The organism is Kitasatospora sp. NPDC057015, from assembly GCF_042673745.1.
In the GTDB taxonomy this organism is placed as follows: Bacteria; Actinomycetota; Actinomycetes; order Streptomycetales; family Streptomycetaceae; genus Kitasatospora.
Genome location: NZ_JBHUSG010000008.1, coordinates 148,125 through 166,430, shown reverse-complemented (window position 1 = coordinate 166,430; position 18,306 = coordinate 148,125). Strand labels below are relative to the sequence as shown.

Sequence of the window (18,306 nt, the reverse complement as noted above, 5' to 3'; positions counted from 1 at the left end):
CGGAAGAGGTGGCTCAGGTGTCGTAGTCGCCTTCGAGTCGCCAGCGGCCGCCGATGACCGACAGCAGTAAGGCCCGCCCGTCCGCCACGGTCACCTGCAGCCGGGCGGTACGCCTGGCCGACTCCGGGTCCCACCAACGCTCCTGTTCGGGCCACGGGCCCGCCCAGGCGGTCACCGCGACGGCTCCCTCGGGCAGCACCAGGCGGGCCGGACGGCCCCGGGCCTCCGTGCGGGCGGTGACCTCCACCTCCCGGCCGTCCGGGTCCAGCAGCCGCACCGGCACGGGCTCCGCCGGCACACGGGTCGGGGACGGTGCCGGCAGCCGCCCGGGCCACGGACCGTCCTCGCGCCGCTCCTGGTGCGCGTCACCCCAAGGGGTCCGCACCACCCGGTCCCCCGGGGCGCGGCCGCCGGCCAGCTCCACGGTGACCGGCGCGGCGTGACCGAGGATCGCCTGCACCCTCGCCACCGCCCGCTCCACCCTGGCGGTGGCCTCCTGATCCCCGTCGGCCAGGGACAACTGGCGACCCGGATCGCGGACCAGCCCGTCCGGAACCAGGCGGAGAACCACCACCCCGCCCGCCGTCTCGTCGAACACCCGACGGTGCTGCCAGGCCTGCAACTGCCAGCGCACCCGCTCGGCCACCGCGCCCACCGACAGCACACCCTCGTGCCGCCACATCCGCGCCGCGCTGCTGCCGTCGGCGCACTCCACCTCCACCTCGACCCGCTCGCACGCCAGCCCCGCCTTCGCGAGTGCGGCGTGCAACCGTTCGGCCAGGCCGCGGGCGGCGAACGCGATCGGCTCGGCGAGCATGTACGGCTGCTCGAACCGCTCCTCCACGCTGAGGTCCACCCCGGGCGGGCGGGCGACGACCGGCCGGGCCTCCAGGCCGCGGGCCAACCGGTGAGCGGCCACTCCCGGCGTGCCGAAGCGGTCGGCGACCGAAGCGGCCGGGAGCGCGGCGAACTGGCCGAGCGTCAGCAGCCCCAGCCGGCCCAGCAGCCCGGACAGCTTGGCGTCCGCCAGCTCGGTCACCGGGAACGACGCCAGGAACCGGGCGCTCTCCCCGGCCGGCACGATCAGACCGGTCCGGGCGGCCAGCTGCGCGGCGACCAGGCCATCCGCGATGCCGACCCGACACTCGTGGCCGGCCGACTCCACCGCATCGACGACCTTTTCCGCCAGAGGATGCTCACCACCGTGGAAACGGGCCGCCCCGGCGGCCGGCACCGCGAGCACGCCGGGACGCAGTACCTCGAGGCGGGCGGCGAGCGCACCCACCGCATCGGCCACCGGTTCGAACAGGTTCGCCTCGTCGTCGACCCGCCGCTCGTGCACGGCAAGGCCCGGCACCATCGCCTGGGCCGAGCGGACCTTCTGCCCGCGCCGCACACCGGCTGCCCGGGCCGCGCTCGACCCGGCGACGATCCGGCCCCGCTCGACCACGACCACCAGCTGCCCGGGCTCCGCGTCGCCGCCCAGGACGGCGGTCACCGGCCAGTCCGGCACCCAGGCGACCAGCGCGCGCGGCGCGGCCGCGGCACTCTCCCGATCCGCAGTGTCCGTGGTCATCACACCACCGCCAGCGGAGGACGGGCCGCGACGGCCGCCGGCTGACGAGCCGCCGCCGCAACGTCCGGGCGGTGCCCGTCTGCCCCGTGTGCGAGGGGCTCGGCCGCGCGGACCGCCCCGTGCACATCGGGAAGCCACAGCTCCACCCGGCGCTCGCGCGCAGCAGCGCCCCGTCCACCCGCCGCCACCACCAGCCGCCGGGCCCGCAGCCGCCCCCGTCCCTGCCCGAGCCCCGCCCAGGTACGGGCCTGCACCACCAGCCGCACCCGCGCGCCCGGCCACGCGCCGGCCACCACCAGCGCACAACCGCTACGCCGCGCCACGGTGGCCAGCCGCTCCGCGACCTGCCCCGACACCGGCCCGCTCGGACGCAGCAGCAGGACCCCGACCCCGTCGACCAGGGCCGACGTCACCTCCGGCCACTGACGCCCCGGAGCCTCGACCACCACCAAGCGGGACAGGTCCACACCGAGCTCGGCCGCGCCCAGCAACCCGAGCCCCTCGAACCCGAGCGCCGCACACCACACGCCGGACGACGATGCCGCGGCCGCGAAGGCAAGGAGGAGAGCGGTGCTCCCGCCGGTCACCGACACCACCGCGCCCGGCCGCAGCCCGCGGTCGGGCAGAAGGCCCTCCAGCGCAGGCAGCACTGGCAGCAGCGGTCCCGTGCGGGCCGGCTGGAGCTGGGGTGCCAGCGCCGTGAGTGCCTTCATGCTGTCCATATTCGAACATAAGTACGAGAATAGGAAGCCGAAGGCAAGTCGATCACTCGTTCGAATAGGATGTATCACTGCAGGTCACGACACGGAGAGTGTGCTTGATCTTGAGGTGATCAGCTCTCGGTGGGCCCGGGGATTGTCGGCCCGGCCGGGCCCCGACGGGCGACCCGGCGGCGGCGCCGGACGGCTGTGGCACGCCAGTCAGGGTTCCCCGAGGTTGAGAGGAGCAGTACGCCGAGCGGCGCCGCGCCGGCCGCCGAAGACCAGGCCCGGTCGCTGCCCGTGCCGCACGAGTCAGAAGGAGGCGGAAGAGCGGCTGGACCGGGTACCCGTGGGAGCTCGCACTGGCGACGGTCGAGCGGGCCCGGGCTGCGGCCCGGTATGACACCCCTGGCAGCAGCTCACCCCACGTATAGTGCAGGCGTTTTGGGGAACTGATGCCCCCGTCGCCGAGGAGGCCGTTGCATGGAGCCCGTCACGCTGATCACTGGTGGATCGACCGGAATCGGTGCCGCCACCGCCCGCACCCTGCTCGACCAGGGCCACCGTGTGGCGGTCACCGGACGTGACGCGGGCAAGCTGGCCGCCTTCGCCGCTTCGGCCGGAGCGGGTGAGCGGCTGCTGACGATCACCGGCGACGCCGCCGAGGCGGAGGACGTCGCCGACGCCGTGCGCCGCGTGGTTCAGACGTGGGGCCGACTGGACAACGTCATTGCCAACGCCGGTTTCTCGCTGCCCGGCAACCTGGAGAGCCACGCCCCCGAGGACATGCGCGCCATGGTCCTCACCAACGTTCTGGGCCCGGCCCTGCTGGTGCGCGAGACCCTGCCGCAGTTGAGGGCGTCCAAGGGCCGGATCGTGTTCGTCGGTTCCGTCGCCGGGGTGCGCAACACGCCCGGCAACCTGTACTCGGTCACCAAGTGGGCTGCGCACGCGCTGGCCGAGAACACCCGGCTGCTGGTCGCCAAGGACCGGGTCGGCGTGACCGTCGTCGCCCCCGGAGTGGTGGACACCGCGTTCTGGGCCGAGCGCGGCGGCACCCCTGAGGAGGCGATGACCCCCGAGCAGATCGCGGCCACGATCGCCTTCGCGCTCAACCAGCCCGCGGGCGTGGACATCAACCAGATCACCCTGCGGCCCACCGGGCAGCTCGGCTGACGCGAGTACCGCGATCGAAGCGGCGCTGAGAGCCGCCGTCCGCGATGCCGAGGGCGTCGCGGCGCAGCCGGAGGAGACGTACGGACCCGGGCTGTCACGCGTACGCCGACGGCTGTCGCCGGGGCCGTCAGCGTCCGGGGACGGGGACAGGGACGGGGACGGGGAGCACGGCAGCTGAGCGTGTGGCGAGCCGATGACGCAGTGCCTCGTTCTCGGCGGTGTCCGGGTGCGGCCCGCCGACCCGACCGCGCCGGAGTCCCTTCCTGCGGGGCCGCCCGGTACGGGCCCTGCCCGGGGTCGGGCCCGCCCTGGAGCGCTCCCTGGTCCGGTACGGGATCGAGACCGTCGGCGACCTCGCCGATCGGAGCCGCCCCGACCGGAACCGCGCCGACCGGAACCGCCCCGACCGGAGCCGCGCCGAATTCACCGCCGTGGGAGCGGCCACAGGAGCGATCATGGGAAACGGCCGTCGATCACAGTCGGCGACGGTCGATGTCGGAGGCGGCCGAACGTGCCGACGAACCAAGGGGAGTGGAGCTGTCGATGGACAAGTCTCGGGCCGAGGCCTACCTGGCGAGGATCGGAGCGGACCGGCCGGAGCAGGCCGATCTCGCGGGCCTGCGGGCGCTGCAGTGGGCCCATCTGAAGGCCGTACCGTTCGAGAACCTCAGCATCCACCTGGGCGAGCCGGTCGTCCTGACCGAGGAGGCGCTGCTGGCCAAGGTGGTCGACCGCCGGCGGGGCGGCTTCTGCTACGAACTCAACGGCTCCTTCGCCGCGTTGCTCACCGCGCTCGGCTACCGGGTGTCGCTGCTCGGGGCCCGGGTGTTCGGCGAGCAGCGGCTCGGGCCGCCGATGGACCACCTGGCACTGCGGGTGGACCTGGACGAACCGTGGCTGGTGGACGTCGGGTTCGGACGCTTCAGCCGCGAACCGCTGCGCCTGGACGCCCGGGGCGATCAGGCGGACCCGAACGGGGTGTTCAGCCTGCGCGAGCACGGGGAGGACCTCGACGTCCTGCTGGACGGCTCGCCGCAGTACCGGCTGGAGCAGCGCCCGTACGCACTGGCGGACTTCGGCCCGACCTGCTGGTGGCAGACCACCTCGCCCGAGTCGTACTTCACCAAGTCCCTGACCTGTTCGATGTCCACGGACGACGGCCGGGTGACGCTCAGCGGCTCCCGACTGATCCGGACGGTCGGCGACGAGCGGCAGGAGACCCTGCTCGCCGAGGAGGAGACGCTGGCGGCGTACCGGACGTGGTTCGGGATGCCGCTGGAGCGGCTGCCCGTCCCGCCCGCCGCTGCTCCGACGCCGCCGGAGGGGTGAAGCCGGGGGCGTGAGCCGGGCGGGACCGTCCGACAGCGCGGAGGCCGGGCCCCGGGGAGGGGCCCGGCCCGGTCGCCGGGGCGGCCGTCAGTGGCGGGTGCCGAGTCCGAAGCCGTACGGGAACAGCGGGTCGTACTGCTTGTCGCCGACGTTGATCGGCTCCTGGGCCTCGCTGCGCGGCCAGGTCACCGGGAGCCTGCCGGTGAACGGACGCTTGCCGAAGAGCACGTCGGAGACGCCCGCGCCCTCGCTGCCGGGCAGCCAGGACATCACGAAGGCGTCGATCCCGGGCAGTTCGTCGGTGATGATCTGCGGGCGGCCGGCCACGTCGAGGACGACGCACGTCCGGATCGCGCCGCAGACCCGGGCGATGGTGGCCCGGTCGGTGTCCGAGAGGTTCAGCGTGTGGCCGTTGCCCACGTCGCCCACGCCCTCGGCGTACGGGGTCTCGCCGATCACCACCACGCCGACGTCGTAGCCCTCGGTCGGGGCCGAGGCGTCCGCGCTGTAGGTGGCCTGCGGCGCGTTCTGCCGGATGCCCTGGAGGATCGTCGTGCCGGGGATGGTGTTGCCGGAACCGCCCTGCCAGGTGACGGTCCAGCCGCCGGCCTGGTTGCCGATGTCGTCCGCGTTGACGCCGGCGACGTAGATCCGCTGACCCGCCCTGAGCGGCAGCGCACGGCCCTCGTTCTTCAGCAGCACCTGCGACTCGGCGACGGCCTGGCGGGCGACCGCGCGGTGGGCGGGCGAACCGATGGCGGCCGCGCCGCTGCGGTCGGTGTAGGGGTGCTCGAACAGCCCGAGCCGGAACTTGGCGCGCAGGATCCGGCGGACGGCGTCGTCGATCCGGGCGGCCGGCACCCGCCCGGCCCGGACCTCGGCCAGCAGGGTCTGCTCGAACGCCGGCGCGCTGTACGGCTCCATGAACATGTCGAGCCCGGCGTTCACGGCCGTCCGCACCTGGGTGGCGTAGTCGCCGGGCAGCTGGTGGATCGCGTCCCAGTCGCTGATCAGGAAGCCGTCGAAGCCGATCTTCTGCTTGAGGACGTCGGTCAGGAGCTCCCTGCTGGCGCTCATCTTCACCGGGTTGCCGACGCCGTCCTCGGTCCAGTCCACGCTGGAGTACGAGGGCATGATGCTGCCCACGCCGTGCTCCCGGACCGCCGCCACGTACGGCGCGAGGTCGATCCGGCGGAAGTGCTCGCGGTCGGTGATCGTCACGCCCTGGTCGAGCTTGTAGGCGCCGTTGGCGGAGGTTCCGTAGGTGGTGTCCCCGTCGCCGGCGAAGTGCTTGGCGGTGGCCAGTACGCGGTCGGGGCGGGCCAGGTCCCCGGGGCGGTCGCCCTGGAGGCCGTCGATCGACGTCTCCATCCGGGTGACCAGGTCGGGGTCCTCGCCGTAGCTCTCGTAGGTGCGGCCCCAGCGGTCGTCGCGGGCCACGCAGACGCAGGGTGCGAACACCCACTGCGGGCCGGTCGCCCGGGTCTCGGCCGCGGTGATCCGGGCGGCCTCGCGCACCAGGTCCGGGTCACGGGTCGCGCCGAGGCCGATGTTGTGCGGGAAGACCGTGGCCCCGACCAGGTTGTTGTCACCGTGCACCGAGTCGATGCCGTAGAGCAGCGGGATGTGCAGTCGGGTGTCGAGGGCGCGCCTCTGGTAGCCGTCGATCATGTCCGCCCAGGCCTGCGGCGTGTTCGGGGTCGGGGTGGAACCGCCGCCGGAGAGCAGCGAGCCGAGGGCGAGGGTGGTGATCCGGCCCTGGTCGGCTTCGACCGAGTTGCGCTCGGCCTGGGTCATCTGGCCGATCTTCTCCTCGGTGGTCATCCGGCCGAGGAGGTCGCGTACTCGCTGCTCCACCGGAAGTCTCGGATCGAGGTAGGACGCGGTGTCGCGGCCGGCCGGCGCGGCCTGGGCCGCCGTGACGGGCGCGGCGCCGAGTGCCATGGCGACGGCGGCGAGCAGTGCGCCGCCCAGCAGGGTCCGGCGGCGGGCGCGGCCGGTGGTGCCGATGGGGAGGAGTTTCACCGGTGTCTCTTCCGTCTCGAAGGGGTGTCACGGACTGGGTGGGGACCGCGCGCCACGAACGGCGGACGACGAACGACGGGCAACGGGCCACTGCCAGCAGGCAGCGGGCGGCGGGCAACGGGCCACCGCCGGCAGGCAGCGGGCGGCGGGCAGCTACGGCGGCGGACCACGAACGGCGGCGGCTACGGCGGCGACCGTGGTCCGCGTACGACGACGCCCGGGGTTCGACCCGCCGGCGCACGCCGCGCCCGCCGCAGGCGAACTGATCGGACGTCAGGAGTCCGGCCGGCAGTCGTCGCACCCGACCGGCAGCGGCCCTGACGCCACGTCCGGCCGAGTGCGACGGCTGACATGAAATCAGACCTACCGACCACTTGGTAAGTATCGCGCGCGCCCTTTTTTCAGAGCATGACAAATCTGGCCGGTGGCAGCCCACCTACGACCGGAAGGCGTCGGGGGCCCGGCCCGTAGACTTCGCCCGGTGACAGCCAGAACCACGAACGAGGTGCCCGGCGAACCGGCGAACCGACCGGGCTCCCGCCGCGCCTCCGGCGCCAGGCGCCGCGAGGAGATCCTGCGGATCGCGGTGGAGACCTTCGCCACCCGCGGCTACCACAACGCCTCACTCGCCGAGATCGCCGAGCGCGCCGGGCTCACGCAGGCCGGGCTGCTGCACCACTTCCGTTCCAAGACCGCGCTGTTGAGCGGCGTCCTGGAGTTGCGGGACAACTCCGACATCGAGCAGCTGGGCCCGGAACGCCCGCAGGGCACCGCCTTCCTGGACCACCTGGTGGAGACCGTCCGGCTGAACTCCACCCGCGAGGGCATCGTGCGGCTGTACACCGTGCTGTCCGCCGAGAGCGTCACCGAGGGCCACCCGGCCCAGCAGTTCTTCCGCGACCGCTACGACGGGCTCCGCGCCCTGGTGACGGAGGCGCTGCGGGAGGCCTGCGAACTCGGCGAACTGGACGCGGACCTGGACGTCGAGGGTGTGGCCAGCGCCGTCATCGCGGTGATGGACGGCCTCCAGGTGCAGTGGTTGCTGGCGCCGGACTCCGTCGACATGGCCGCCGTCACCCGGCGGGTGCTCACCGCGCTGCTCGCCGACCTACGGCCGGGCCGGGCGGACCAGGCCGACCGGGCGGACCAGGCCGACCGGGCGGACGACGCCGTTCCGGCGGACGGCACCGGCTGACCCCCGGGGCGGACGCCCGGACCGGCCGACCGGCACCGGCACGCCCACCTGCGGTGATTGCCGGGCCGGCGGGCCGCTCGGATAGCCTGGGCGGACCATGAACCGTTTGACCACGTCGTGGGGCGAGTACGGCCTCACCCGCTTCCCCGAGGACCCGCGCGACCAGCTCCGTGCCTGGGACGCCGCCGACGAGTACCTGCTGCGCCACCTGGACGGCACCGCCGGCACCACGAGCCCGGGGACGGGCACGGGGACGGGGACGGGTGCGGACACAGGCGCGGGGACGGACCCGGGCGCGGGGGCGGCGGAGGCGGGGCAGGCGGTCCAGCCGGTCGACCTGGGCGGCACCGTGGTGGTGCTCGGAGACCGCTGGGGAGCGCTGACCACCACGCTCGCCGGGCGGGTCGAGCCCGGGGCCACCCGGCTGGTCCAGATCACCGACTCCTTCCTCGGCCAGCAGGCCACCCTCGCCAACCTGGCCCGCAGCGGCGTCGACGGCCTCGGCTCCTCGAACGACGCGAACGGCTCGGACGAGGCGAACGAGTCGGAGGGGTCGGACGGCGCGCGCTCCGCGGACGGCTCCGGCGGGCCGGGCGCCGTCCGGCTGCTGTCCACCAGGGACGCGCCGCCGGAGCGGATCGACGTCCTGCTCGTCCGCGTCCCCAAGAGCCTCGCGCTCCTGGAGGACCAACTACACCGGCTGGCCCCGGGCGTGCACGCCGGCACCGTGATCGTCGGCACCGGGATGGTCACCGAGATCCACACCTCGACGCTGAAGCTGTTCGAACGCATCCTCGGGCGCACCCGCACCTCGCTGGCGGCGAAGAAGGCCCGGCTGATCTTCTGCACGCCCGACCCGGCGATCCCCCGGGTGCCCGGCCCGTGGCCGCACAGCTACGCGCTGCCCGAGGACGTCGGCACGGTCTCCGGCCGGACGGTGGTCAACCACGCCGGCATCTTCTGCGCCGAGCGCCTCGACATCGGCACCCGGTTCTTCCTGCGCCACCTCCCGGAGCGGCGCGGGCCGGAGCGGGTGGTGGACCTCGGCTGCGGCAACGGCGTGGTGGGCACGGCGGCGGCGCTGGCCAACCCCGAGGCAGAGGTGCTGTTCGTCGACGAGTCCCACCAGGCGGTGGCCTCGGCGCGGGCCACCTACCGGGCGAACACCGACCCGAGCACCCATGCCGGGGCCGAGTTCCGCACCGGCGACGGCCTTGCGGGCGTCCCCGCGGGGTCGGTGGACCTGGTACTGAACAACCCGCCGTTCCACACCCACCAGGCGACCACCGACGCGACCTCCCGGCGGATGTTCACCGGCGCCCGCGACGCGCTGCGCCCGGGCGGCGAACTCTGGGTGATCGGCAACCGCCACCTCGGCTACCACGTGAAGCTGCGGCGGTTGTTCGGCAACTGCGAGATCGTCAGCAGCGACCCGAAGTTCGTGATCCTGCGGGCCGTCAGGACCTGACCGCCCGCGCCCCCTTCCCGGATGCGCCCGGAGGCCGGGGCCGGTCCGAGCCGTCCTGAGCCGGACGGAGCTCGCGCGGTCGGGCCGGTTCGAACGCCGGGGCGGTCACCGCCCCGACCCGAACCGGCCCGACCGCCAGCCCGCCAGCTCGCCCGACTGCCCGACTGCCCGACCAGCACGCCGGAAACGGCGGCTCAGCCCTCGGCCGGGCCGTCCTGCGGCTCGCTGGCGCGGAGCATCTCCTCGCGCTCCACCACCTTGATCCGCTCGCGGCCCTCGCGTGCGCCGAGGGCGCGCTCGTGGGCGTCCAGCCGGTGCCAGCCCTCCCAGGTGGTGTAGCGGACGCCGCGGCCCTCCAGGAAGGCCGTGACGGCGTCCTCGGCGGGGGTCTGCGGGGTGCGCAGCCGGCCGCCCTTGAAGTCGTCGACCAGGCAGGCGACCGTCTCGTTGGCGTCGCCCTTGGTGTGGCCGATCAGGCCGACCGGGCCGCGCTTGATCCAGCCGGTCACGTAGGTGGACGGGAGGTGGGTGCCGTTCTCGACGACCCGGCCGGCCTCGTGCGGGACGGTGCCGGAGATGGTGTCGAAGGGCAGCTTGGGCAGTTCGGCGGAGCGGTAGCCGACGGCGCGGTAGGCGGCCTGGAGGTCCCAGTCGCGGAACCTGCCGGTGCCCTTCACGTTGCCGGTGCCGTCGAGCTCGGTGCGCTCGGTGCGCAGCCCGACGACCCTGCCGTCCTCGCCGAGGATCTCGACGGGCGACTCGAAGAAGTGCAGGAACAGCTTGTGCGGGCGCTCGCCGACGTCGCGGATGGCCCAGTTCTCCAGGGTGGAGGCGACCATGTCTGCCTGCTTGTTGCCGCGGCGGGTGGCGATGCTGCCGTCGTCGTACTCGATGTCCTCGGGGTCGACGATGACCTCGATGGTCGGGGAGTGGTCGAGCTCGCGCAGTTCCATCGGGCTGAACTTGGCCTGGGCGGGGCCGCGCCGGCCGAACACGTGGACCTCGACCGCCTGGTTGGCGGCCAGGCCCTGGTGGACGTTGGCGGGGATCTCGGTGGGGAGCAGCTCGTCGGCGGTCTTGGCCAGGATCCGGGCCACGTCCAGGGCGACGTTGCCGACGCCGAGCACCGCGACCTTGCGGGCCTCCAGCGGCCAGCTGCGCGGGACGTCGGGGTGGCCGTCGTACCAGGAGACGAAGTCGGCCGCGCCGTAGGAGCCGTCGAGTTCGATGCCGGGGATGGCGAGGTCGCGGTCGGCGTCGGCGCCGGTGGAGAAGATCAGCGCGTCGTAGAACTGGTGCAGGTCGTCGAGGCTGATGTCGCCCGGGTAGTCGACGTTGCCGAAGAGACGGATCTGCGGCTTGTCCAGCACCTGGTGCAGCGCGGTGACGATGCCCTTGATCCGGGGGTGGTCGGGGGCGACGCCGTAGCGGATCAGGCCGAACGGCGCGGGCATCCGCTCGAAGAGGTCGATCGACACGCCTGGGTCCTGGGCGACGTCGGACTTCATCAGAGCGTCCGCGGCGTAGATGCCGGCGGGGCCGGCTCCGACGATCGCCACACGTATGGGACGAGGCATGGGGGTTTCCTCCGACTGGCAGGGCTAGGCGGGCGGCGGGCTGGACCTGGCAGGGTGGACCGGTCCCGCCGGGCGGGCAGGTGCGGTGCGCCAGTTCTGCTTCGACCACGATTCCCCGGCTGGCGCCCGTCCGGTAGGCGTGCTGGACCTATGGACCCATAGGGTGGACCTATGCCGGGGGATCCACGCGGCTTGTTAGGACACCCTTACACAACCGGCCGCGATCCGGGTACCCGACCCCCGCCCGGGGGCCGCCCCGCCGGGGCCTCGCCACCCGTTCGCCGGACCCGCGGCCCCTTTGACCTGCCCCCGGCCCGGCCACAGGGCCGGGAGGCGATCCGCCTGCTGGACGACCCGCTGCGCGAGTCCTTCGGCCACCCCGCGCCGCCGGCCGGGCTGCGCGCCGCCGTCCGGGGGCGGGATGCGGCTGCGCGGGCGCCTCGTCCGGCTGCTGCCGCCCAGGCGCGATCCGCACCTCGGGCGGGAGGGAGCCAGGTGCGCGGTTACCCCGACGGGCACCGGCTCTCCGGGCTCGGGGCCTTCGAGCCGGGCACGGCGCCCGGGGCTGCCCGTTCCCGCACGGCCCGCGGGCGGAAAACCGCACTGAGCGCCGACCGTCGTACGGTCGGCGCTCAGTGCGGTCCGGGCTCAGTGCGGTCGGCGCTCAGTGCGGTCCGGGCTCAGCGCGGTCGGCGCTCAGAGCAGTCCGGGCTCGGCGCGGTCCGGCGCTCGGGCCGATGCGCCCGGGTGCCGGGTGGTCAGTGGGCCGCCGGGGCGTAGCCGCGGCTGACGATCCGCTCCGCCCCCTCCTCGTAGTAGCCCGGGTCGGTCGGGAGCTCGGTGTCGAGGCAGCTGACGTACCGGTTGTACAGGCAGAACGCCGCCGCGATCAGCACGGTGTCGTGGATGTGGTCGTCGTCGGCGCCGGCGGCCCGGGCCTCGGCCACCAGCTCCGGCGGCAGTGCCGCGACCGGGCCGCGGACGGCGCCGGCGATCCGCAGCAGGGCCCGCAGCCGCGGGGTGACGGGCGCGTCGTCGAGCCCGTGCAGGACGGCCTTGACCAGCTCCTGGCCGCCTTCGAGCTGGGCCGCCGCGAAGGCGCTGTGCGATCCCGAGCAGAACGGGGTCTCGTTGAGTTCGGAGGTGTAGGCGGCGATCAGTTCGCGCTCGCCGCGGCTCAGCGAGAGCGGGCCGCGGAGCAGGGTCTCGGCGAGCTGGTTCAGCGGGGCCGCGGTGTCGGGGCGCTGGACCATGAGGCCGCTGATACCCGGGAGATCGTTGGTGATCGTGATGTGCGGCATGGCGGTGTTCTCCACGGATCGGGCCGGACGGGACGGAGGACCCATGGTCGGCCGGTCCCCGACGGCGCGCCTACTCCCAGGTTGCCCTCTTCCGGGTTGACCTCTTCCGAGTTGCCCTCCTCGGCCCGGGGCGCCGCCGGTCGCGCGCGGGGGTTCTTGACGTACCGTCCGACCTCGCCGAGCCTGTTCATGACAATCCGCCCGGTACGGGGAGGAGGGTGCGATGGTGCGACCCCCCGCGGGGCCCGCCCGTCCCCCGGCGTGGCACACCCCACAGCAGGGGGCTCGCCCGCCGCCACCTTGGTCATCTAGGCTGGACGACGTGCTCATACTCGTCAGCCGTCGCCACGTGGACCTGCTCCGCGTCACGAGCATGTCCTGTCGACGCTCCGGCTGATCCTCCCAGACCCTCATCGCGCGGCCCCACGGGGCGCGCACCCCCCTCCCGGCCCCGTGGCACCCGCCCTACCCGGCGCGGCTTCGGCGTCCCCGGTCACCACCGGGCCCGGCCGGGACGAGACCAAGCGGATGTCACCCATGACGCAGCAGGTTCCCTCCTCCACCACCGGCACACCCCGCGCCACCGCCCCCGAGGCCGGGCTCCCGGTGATCGACCTCTCCCTCGCCGCCGGCGGCCCCGCCGACCGCGCCCGGCTGCACGACGAGCTCCGGGCCGCGGCCACCGAGGTCGGCTTCTTCCAGCTCACCGGCCACGGCGTCACCGCCGCGGAGACGGCCGCGCTGACCGACGCGATGCACGCCTTCTTCGCCCTGCCGGAGGCCGACCGGCTGTCCGTGAGCAACCTGAACTCCCCGCACTTCCGTGGCTACACCCGCACCGGGGACGAGCGCACCGGCGGCAGCCAGGACTGGCGGGACCAGCTCGACATCGGTGCGGAACTGCCCCCGCACGTCCCGGCGCCGGGCGAGCCGCCGTACTGGTGGCTGGAGGGCCCGAACCAGTGGCCCGAGGCGCTGCCCGAACTGCGCACCGCCGCCCTGCACTGGATCGACCGGCTCAGCGGCGTGGCCGAGCGCCTGCTGCACGAGCTGCTCGCCTCGATCGGCGCCCGGCCGGACTTCTACGACTACGCCTTCGCCGGCCACCCCCACCTGCGGCTCAAGCTGGTCCGCTACCCCGGGACGGCCCCCGACGGCGCCGGCCAGGGCGTCGGCGCGCACAAGGACTACGGCTTCATCACCCTGCTGCTCCAGGACCAGGTCGCCGGCCTCCAGGTGGAGCGCGACGGGGGGTCCCCCCGCCCGGAGGGTGGGGAAGGGTCCTTCCTGGAGGTGCCGCCCATGGAGGGCGCCTTCGTGGTCAACCTCGGCGAACTGCTGGAGGTCGCCACCGACGGGTACCTCAAGGCGACCAACCACCGCGTGGTCAGCCCGCCCGGCGCCCGCGAGCGGTTCTCCGTCCCGTTCTTCTACAACCCGCGCCTGGACGCCCACATCGAGCCGCTGGACTTCCCGCTCGCCCACCACGCGCCGGGCGCCACCCAGGACCCGGGCAACCCGCTCTTCGCCGACTTCGGCCGCAACGAGCTGAAGGGCTACCTGCGGGCCCACCCCGAGGTGACCCGCCGCCACCACGCCGGGCTCCTCTGACATTGCGCCCGCTCGCCTCCGGGGCGCTTCGATCCGGTGCCGACGGTCGTCGCTCCCTCTCTCCCTCCTGCGTCGGTCGCTCCCTCGCTCTCTTCCTTTCGGCACCGGCGCGCCCCTTCGGCTCGGGGCGCGCCACTCGGGGTGGGGGTCTCTGCGGGCGGGGTGGGGCGTGGGCTCCGGGGCGTGGGGTGCTGTGGTGTCCCCGGGATGGTCCGTGGCCCCTAGGCTGGCCCCATGTCACGCCGAACGCCGCCGCTCGCCCTGTCCGCCGCCTCCCCCTGCCCCTGCGGGCTGCCCGCCGCCTACGGCGAGTGCTGCGGCCGGCTGCACCGGGGCGAGGACGCCGCCGGCACGGCCGAGCGGCTGATGCGCTCGCGGTACAGCGCCTTCGTCGTGCGGGACGAGGCGTACCTGCTGCGGTCATGGCACCCGGACACCCGGCCGGCCCGGGTGGACTTCGACCCGGGGCTGCGCTGGCAGCGGCTGGAGATCCACTCCAGCACCGAGGGCGGCCCGTTCCACTCCGAGGGCACGGTCGACTTCAGTGCCCACTTCACCGACCGCGGCAGTCCGGACGTGCTGCGCGAGCACAGCCGCTTCGTCCGTCACGACGGCGCCTGGGTGTACCTGGACGCCCTGCCGCCGCAGGCCTGACCCCCCCGGCGGCCGTCCCGGTCCGCCCGCGGTGCGCCCGCCGCGGCTCCGCTCCCCCGGGCGCTAGATTTTCCTCCGCGAAGTTCCGTCGGGGATGTCGAAGACGCGGCGCCTGCTTCGACCTGTCCGTGAAGGCACCCCCACCGGGTGCGCCGACCAGAGGAGCAGGCCATGAAGTACATGCTGTTGATGCAGTTCAGCGGGCAGAGCGTCGACTTCGCGCCGATCGACCAGTGGACGCCGGAGGAGGTCGGGGCGCACATCGGGTTCATGAAGGACACCAACCGCGGGCTGGTCGGGTCGGGCGAGCTGGTGGACGCCCAGGGGCTGGCCATGCCGGACACGGCGAAGATCGTCCGCTCGCACGCGAACGGCACCCCGCTGGTGACCGAGGGCCCGTTCGCGGAGACCAAGGAGTTCCTGGCCGGCTGGTGGATCGTGGACTGCGAGACGCCCGAGCGGGCGCTGGAGATCGCCGCCCAGGTGTCGGCGGCCCCCGGCCCGAAGGGTGAGCCGCTGAACATGCCGATCGAGGTCCGCCAGGTGATGTCCGTCCCGCCCACGGAGCTGTGAGCTGATCCGGCCCGTGAACCCCGTCAACGACCTGCTGCGCGAGCTCGCGCCGCAGGTCGTCGGCGTGCTCACCCGCCGCTTCGGCGACTTCGCCGCAGCCGAGGACGCCGTCCAGGAGGCGCTGCTCGCCGCCGCCGGCCAGTGGCCGGAGGAGGGCGTGCCCGACAACCCCCGCGGCTGGCTGATCCAGGTCGCCGCCCGGCGGATGACCGACCGGGTACGCAACGAGCAGGCGCGCCGGCGCCGCGAGGAGCTCTCCGCCCGGCAGCTGCCGGCCGACCGGTGGGCGGCGCCGGCCGCCGACGACGAGGACGCGGCGGGGCGCGACGACACCCTGACCCTGCTCTTCCTCTGCTGCCACCCCTCGCTCTCGCCGGCCTCCGCGGTCGCCCTCACGCTGCGCTCGGTGGGCGGTCTGAGCACCGCCGAGATCGCCGGCGCCTTCCTGGTCCCCGAGCCGACGATGGGGCAGCGGATCAGCCGCGCCAAGCAGCGGATCAAGTCCTCGGGCCTGCCGTTCCGGATGCCGGACGAGCGGGACCGGGCCGCCCGGCTCGACGCCGTGCTGCACGTGCTCTACCTGATCTTCAACGAGGGCTACACCAGCACCGCGGGCGAGGACCTGCAACGGGTGGAGCTGTCCCGCGAGGCGATCCGGCTGACCCGGGCGCTGCACGCGCTGCTCCCGGGAGACGACGAGGTCACCGGGCTGCTCGCGCTGATGCTGCTCAGCCACGCCCGCAGCCCCGCCCGGACCGGGCCGGACGGCGAGCTGGTCCCGCTGGCCGAGCAGGACCGCGGCCGCTGGGACGCCGCCCTGGTCGCCGAGGGCGTCGCGCTGATCACGGCCGCGCTGCCCGGCGGCCGGGTCGGGCCCTACCAGCTGCAGGCGGCGATCGCGGCCGTCCACGACGAGGCACCGACCGCCGCGGAGACCGACTGGCCGCAGATCCTCGCGCTGTACGAGGTGCTGGAGAGCGCCTCGCCCAGTCCGGTGGTCACCCTCAACCGGGCGGTCGCCGCCTCGATGGTGCACGGTCCCGCCGCCGGGCTCGGCATCCTGGCGGCCCTGGAGGCCGACGGCCGGCTGGCGGGCCACTACCGCCTGCACGTGGTCCGCGCGCACCTGCTGGAGCTGGCCGGCGACCTCCCCGGGGCCGCCGAGGACTACCGCACGGCCGCCAACCGGACGGCCAGCACGCCGGAGCGGCACTACCTGATGCTGCGCGCCGCCCGGCTCGCCGCCGGTCCGAGGCCGTCGACCCGCGGGCCCGCGGGCTGACCTGCCCCGACGCGCCCGGGGCCGAGGGCCCCGCTGCTGACGGCCTCTCGCGACCGGCGGGGCGGGCGGGACGGACAGGGCGAGCGGGGCGGGCGGGACAGACGGAGCCGGCAGGACGGAAACTCCCTTGGCCGGCGCAGCGGTTTGCCGGGAGGATGCGGATATGTCACGTACTTTCGACGATCTGGTGGCCGAGGCCGCGGCAGTCCCGGTGGACGGCTGGGACTTCTCCTGGCTGGACGGCCGGGCCGACGAACAGCGCCCCTCCTGGGGGTACCAGCGGACGATGGGCGAGCGGCTGGCCCGGGTCACCGCGGCGCTGGACGTCCAGACCGGCGGCGGCGAGGTGCTCGCCGGGGTGCCGAAGCTGCCCCCGGTGATGGTCGCCACGGAGTCCTGGCCGCCGAACGTCGCCCGGGCGACGCGCCTGCTGCACCCGCTCGGCGCGGTGGTGGTCGCGGACACGGACGAGCCGCCGCTGCCGTTCGCCGACGAGGCCTTCGACCTGGTGACCAGCCGTCACCCGGTCACCGTCCGGTGGCGGGAGATCGCCCGGGTGCTCCGGCCCGGCGGCACGTACCTGGCCCAGCACGTGGGCCCCGCCAGCGTCTTCGAACTCGTCGAGTACTTCCTCGGGCCGCAGCCGGAGGAGGTCCGCCGGGGCCGCCACCCCGACGACGCCCGCCGGGAGGCCTCGGCCGCCGGGCTGGAGGTGGTCGACCTGCGCTTCGAGTCGCTGCGCGTCGAGTTCCGCGACGTCGGCGCGGTGGTCTACTTCCTGCGCAAGGTGATCTGGATGGTCCCCGGATTCACCGTCGAGGGGTACCGTGACCGGCTGCGCGAGCTGCACGCGCGGATCGAGGCCGAGGGGCCGTTCGTGGCCCACTCGACCCGGTACCTGATCGAGGCCCGCAAGCCGGGCTGAGGCGACCCGCGCCGTCCTGCCGGACGTCGAGCCGGGCCTACAGCCGGTCGCCCGGGATGTCCAGGTACGCCCGCTGCAGGCGCTCGATCACCGGGTGGCCGCCCGGCAGTTCCAGCCCGTCGATGGTGCGGATCGCCCTGACCCCGATGGCGACGTTGGTGGCGAAGGCCGCGTCGAAGCCCGCCGGATCGGTCAGCCGGACGCTCTCGTCGGTGCCCGGGTGCACCTGCCGGACCAGCTCCATCGTGGTTCCCGCCAGGCAGGGGGCGTCCGGCCAGACGACCTCGCCACCGCGGACGAACCCGACGTTCCAGGTGCCGCCCTCGGACACCGTCCCGGCCGCGTCCGTGAACAGGGCGTCGTCGAAGCCGGCCAGCTGGGCCGCCCGGCGCTGGAGCAGCGCGCCGAACAGTCCGACGCTCTTGATCTCCGGAGCGTCCCGGACGAACTCCACGGACTTCACCCGCAGTGGCGGCAGCTGCAGCCCGCCGGCCGGCCGGGCCGTGACCAGCACCTGCGGCTCGCCGTCCGCGCCGAGCCGTCCGATGTCCAGGGCGGGGTCGAAGACGGTGATCCGCACGATCCCCGTGCCGGAGGCGGGTGCGGCCCGCCGGGCGAGCTCGCGGACCCGCCCGGCGTCCAGGTCGGCGCCGAAGACGGCCCGGCAGTCGCGCGCCAGCCGGGCGAGGTGCAGCGCCAGGCCGCGCACCCGGCCGCCCTCCACCCGCATCGTGGTGAAGTGCCCGTAGTTGGTCAGGGCGAGGGCCCGCAGTTCGTCCGCCCCGACGGGGCCGCCGTTCAGTTCCGCCATGCGCCCAGCATGCCATCGGCCGGGCAGCGGCCCGGCCGGTGGCCCCGCGGCCCCGTAGGAGTGGTCCCCCGGTGGTCCGGGCCCGGTCCGACGGTCCGACGC

Annotated in this window: 15 protein-coding genes; 9 read left to right on the top strand and 6 right to left on the bottom strand. The window is 74.3% G+C overall.

Annotated features, from left to right (window positions below; translation table 11 throughout):
* Positions 1 to 13: 13 nt before the first annotated feature.
* Together ACFTWP_RS10825 and ACFTWP_RS10820 are read right to left on the bottom strand one after the other, a co-directional pair.
* Positions 14 to 1,576, bottom strand: a complete 1,563-nt coding sequence (locus tag ACFTWP_RS10825; RefSeq protein ID WP_380264083.1) for a DNA polymerase Y family protein — start codon at positions 1,574 to 1,576, stop codon at positions 14 to 16.
* Positions 1,576 to 2,289: a hypothetical protein gene (locus tag ACFTWP_RS10820; RefSeq protein WP_380264082.1), complete on the bottom strand. Its 714-nt coding sequence runs from the start codon at positions 2,287 to 2,289 to the stop codon at positions 1,576 to 1,578. The genes ACFTWP_RS10825 and ACFTWP_RS10820 overlap by 1 nt, the downstream gene beginning before the upstream one ends.
* A 471-nt stretch (positions 2,290 to 2,760) precedes the next feature.
* Here ACFTWP_RS10820 and ACFTWP_RS10815 point away from each other — a divergent pair, with 471 nt between their 5' ends.
* Both ACFTWP_RS10815 and ACFTWP_RS10810 read left to right on the top strand, forming a co-directional pair.
* On the top strand, positions 2,761 to 3,453 hold the full coding sequence (locus ACFTWP_RS10815; RefSeq protein ID WP_380264080.1) for an SDR family oxidoreductase: 693 nt from the start codon (positions 2,761 to 2,763) through the stop codon (positions 3,451 to 3,453).
* Between the two features lie 543 nt (positions 3,454 to 3,996).
* Positions 3,997 to 4,782: an arylamine N-acetyltransferase gene (locus ACFTWP_RS10810; protein ID WP_380264079.1), complete on the top strand. Its 786-nt coding sequence runs from the start codon at positions 3,997 to 3,999 to the stop codon at positions 4,780 to 4,782.
* A gap of 87 nt (positions 4,783 to 4,869) precedes the next feature.
* Here the strand turns inward: ACFTWP_RS10810 and ACFTWP_RS10805 are convergent, their stop codons facing one another.
* Positions 4,870 to 6,726, bottom strand: coding sequence for a glycoside hydrolase family 3 protein (locus ACFTWP_RS10805; RefSeq protein ID WP_380264210.1), 1,857 nt, complete (start codon positions 6,724 to 6,726; stop codon positions 4,870 to 4,872).
* A 562-nt stretch (positions 6,727 to 7,288) separates the two neighbouring features.
* On the opposite strand from ACFTWP_RS10805, the gene ACFTWP_RS10800 reads away from it, so the two are divergent.
* Together ACFTWP_RS10800 and ACFTWP_RS10795 are read left to right on the top strand one after the other, a co-directional pair.
* On the top strand, positions 7,289 to 8,002 hold the full coding sequence (locus tag ACFTWP_RS10800) for a TetR family transcriptional regulator (protein WP_380264078.1): 714 nt from the start codon (positions 7,289 to 7,291) through the stop codon (positions 8,000 to 8,002).
* Between the two features lie 97 nt (positions 8,003 to 8,099).
* Positions 8,100 to 9,470 carry a methyltransferase gene (locus tag ACFTWP_RS10795; protein WP_380264077.1) on the top strand — a complete coding sequence of 457 codons (1,371 nt, stop codon included), beginning with the start codon at positions 8,100 to 8,102 and terminating at the stop codon, positions 9,468 to 9,470.
* A gap of 194 nt (positions 9,471 to 9,664) precedes the next feature.
* Here ACFTWP_RS10795 and ACFTWP_RS10790 read toward each other — a convergent pair whose 3' ends face one another.
* Together ACFTWP_RS10790 and ACFTWP_RS10785 are read right to left on the bottom strand one after the other, a co-directional pair.
* Entirely contained in the window at positions 9,665 to 11,047 is a 1,383-nt protein-coding gene (locus ACFTWP_RS10790) for an FAD-dependent oxidoreductase (RefSeq protein ID WP_380264075.1), read from the bottom strand.
* A gap of 758 nt (positions 11,048 to 11,805) precedes the next feature.
* On the bottom strand, positions 11,806 to 12,348 hold the full coding sequence (locus ACFTWP_RS10785; RefSeq protein WP_380264073.1) for a carboxymuconolactone decarboxylase family protein: 543 nt from the start codon (positions 12,346 to 12,348) through the stop codon (positions 11,806 to 11,808).
* 528 nt (positions 12,349 to 12,876) lie between these two features.
* Here ACFTWP_RS10785 and ACFTWP_RS10780 point away from each other — a divergent pair.
* From ACFTWP_RS10780 to ACFTWP_RS10760, 5 genes are all read left to right on the top strand, one after another.
* The gene (locus ACFTWP_RS10780; RefSeq protein WP_380264072.1) at positions 12,877 to 13,959 is read left to right on the top strand and encodes an isopenicillin N synthase family dioxygenase; all 1,083 of its coding nucleotides are present in this window, start codon (positions 12,877 to 12,879) and stop codon (positions 13,957 to 13,959) included.
* A gap of 234 nt (positions 13,960 to 14,193) precedes the next feature.
* Positions 14,194 to 14,613 carry a YchJ family protein gene (locus tag ACFTWP_RS10775; protein WP_380264070.1) on the top strand — a complete coding sequence of 140 codons (420 nt, stop codon included), beginning with the start codon at positions 14,194 to 14,196 and terminating at the stop codon, positions 14,611 to 14,613.
* A 171-nt stretch (positions 14,614 to 14,784) separates the two neighbouring features.
* A complete protein-coding gene (locus ACFTWP_RS10770; protein ID WP_380264068.1) occupies positions 14,785 to 15,186 on the top strand; it encodes a YciI family protein in 402 nt (133 codons plus the stop codon).
* A gap of 13 nt (positions 15,187 to 15,199) precedes the next feature.
* The gene (locus ACFTWP_RS10765; protein ID WP_380264066.1) at positions 15,200 to 16,468 is read left to right on the top strand and encodes an RNA polymerase sigma factor; all 1,269 of its coding nucleotides are present in this window, start codon (positions 15,200 to 15,202) and stop codon (positions 16,466 to 16,468) included.
* 163 nt (positions 16,469 to 16,631) lie between these two features.
* Positions 16,632 to 17,393: a class I SAM-dependent methyltransferase gene (locus tag ACFTWP_RS10760; protein WP_380264064.1), complete on the top strand. Its 762-nt coding sequence runs from the start codon at positions 16,632 to 16,634 to the stop codon at positions 17,391 to 17,393.
* Between the two features lie 37 nt (positions 17,394 to 17,430).
* Here ACFTWP_RS10760 and ACFTWP_RS10755 read toward each other — a convergent pair whose 3' ends face one another.
* Positions 17,431 to 18,204, bottom strand: coding sequence for an aminotransferase class IV family protein (locus ACFTWP_RS10755; protein ID WP_380264063.1), 774 nt, complete (start codon positions 18,202 to 18,204; stop codon positions 17,431 to 17,433).
* Positions 18,205 to 18,306: the final 102 nt, after the last annotated feature.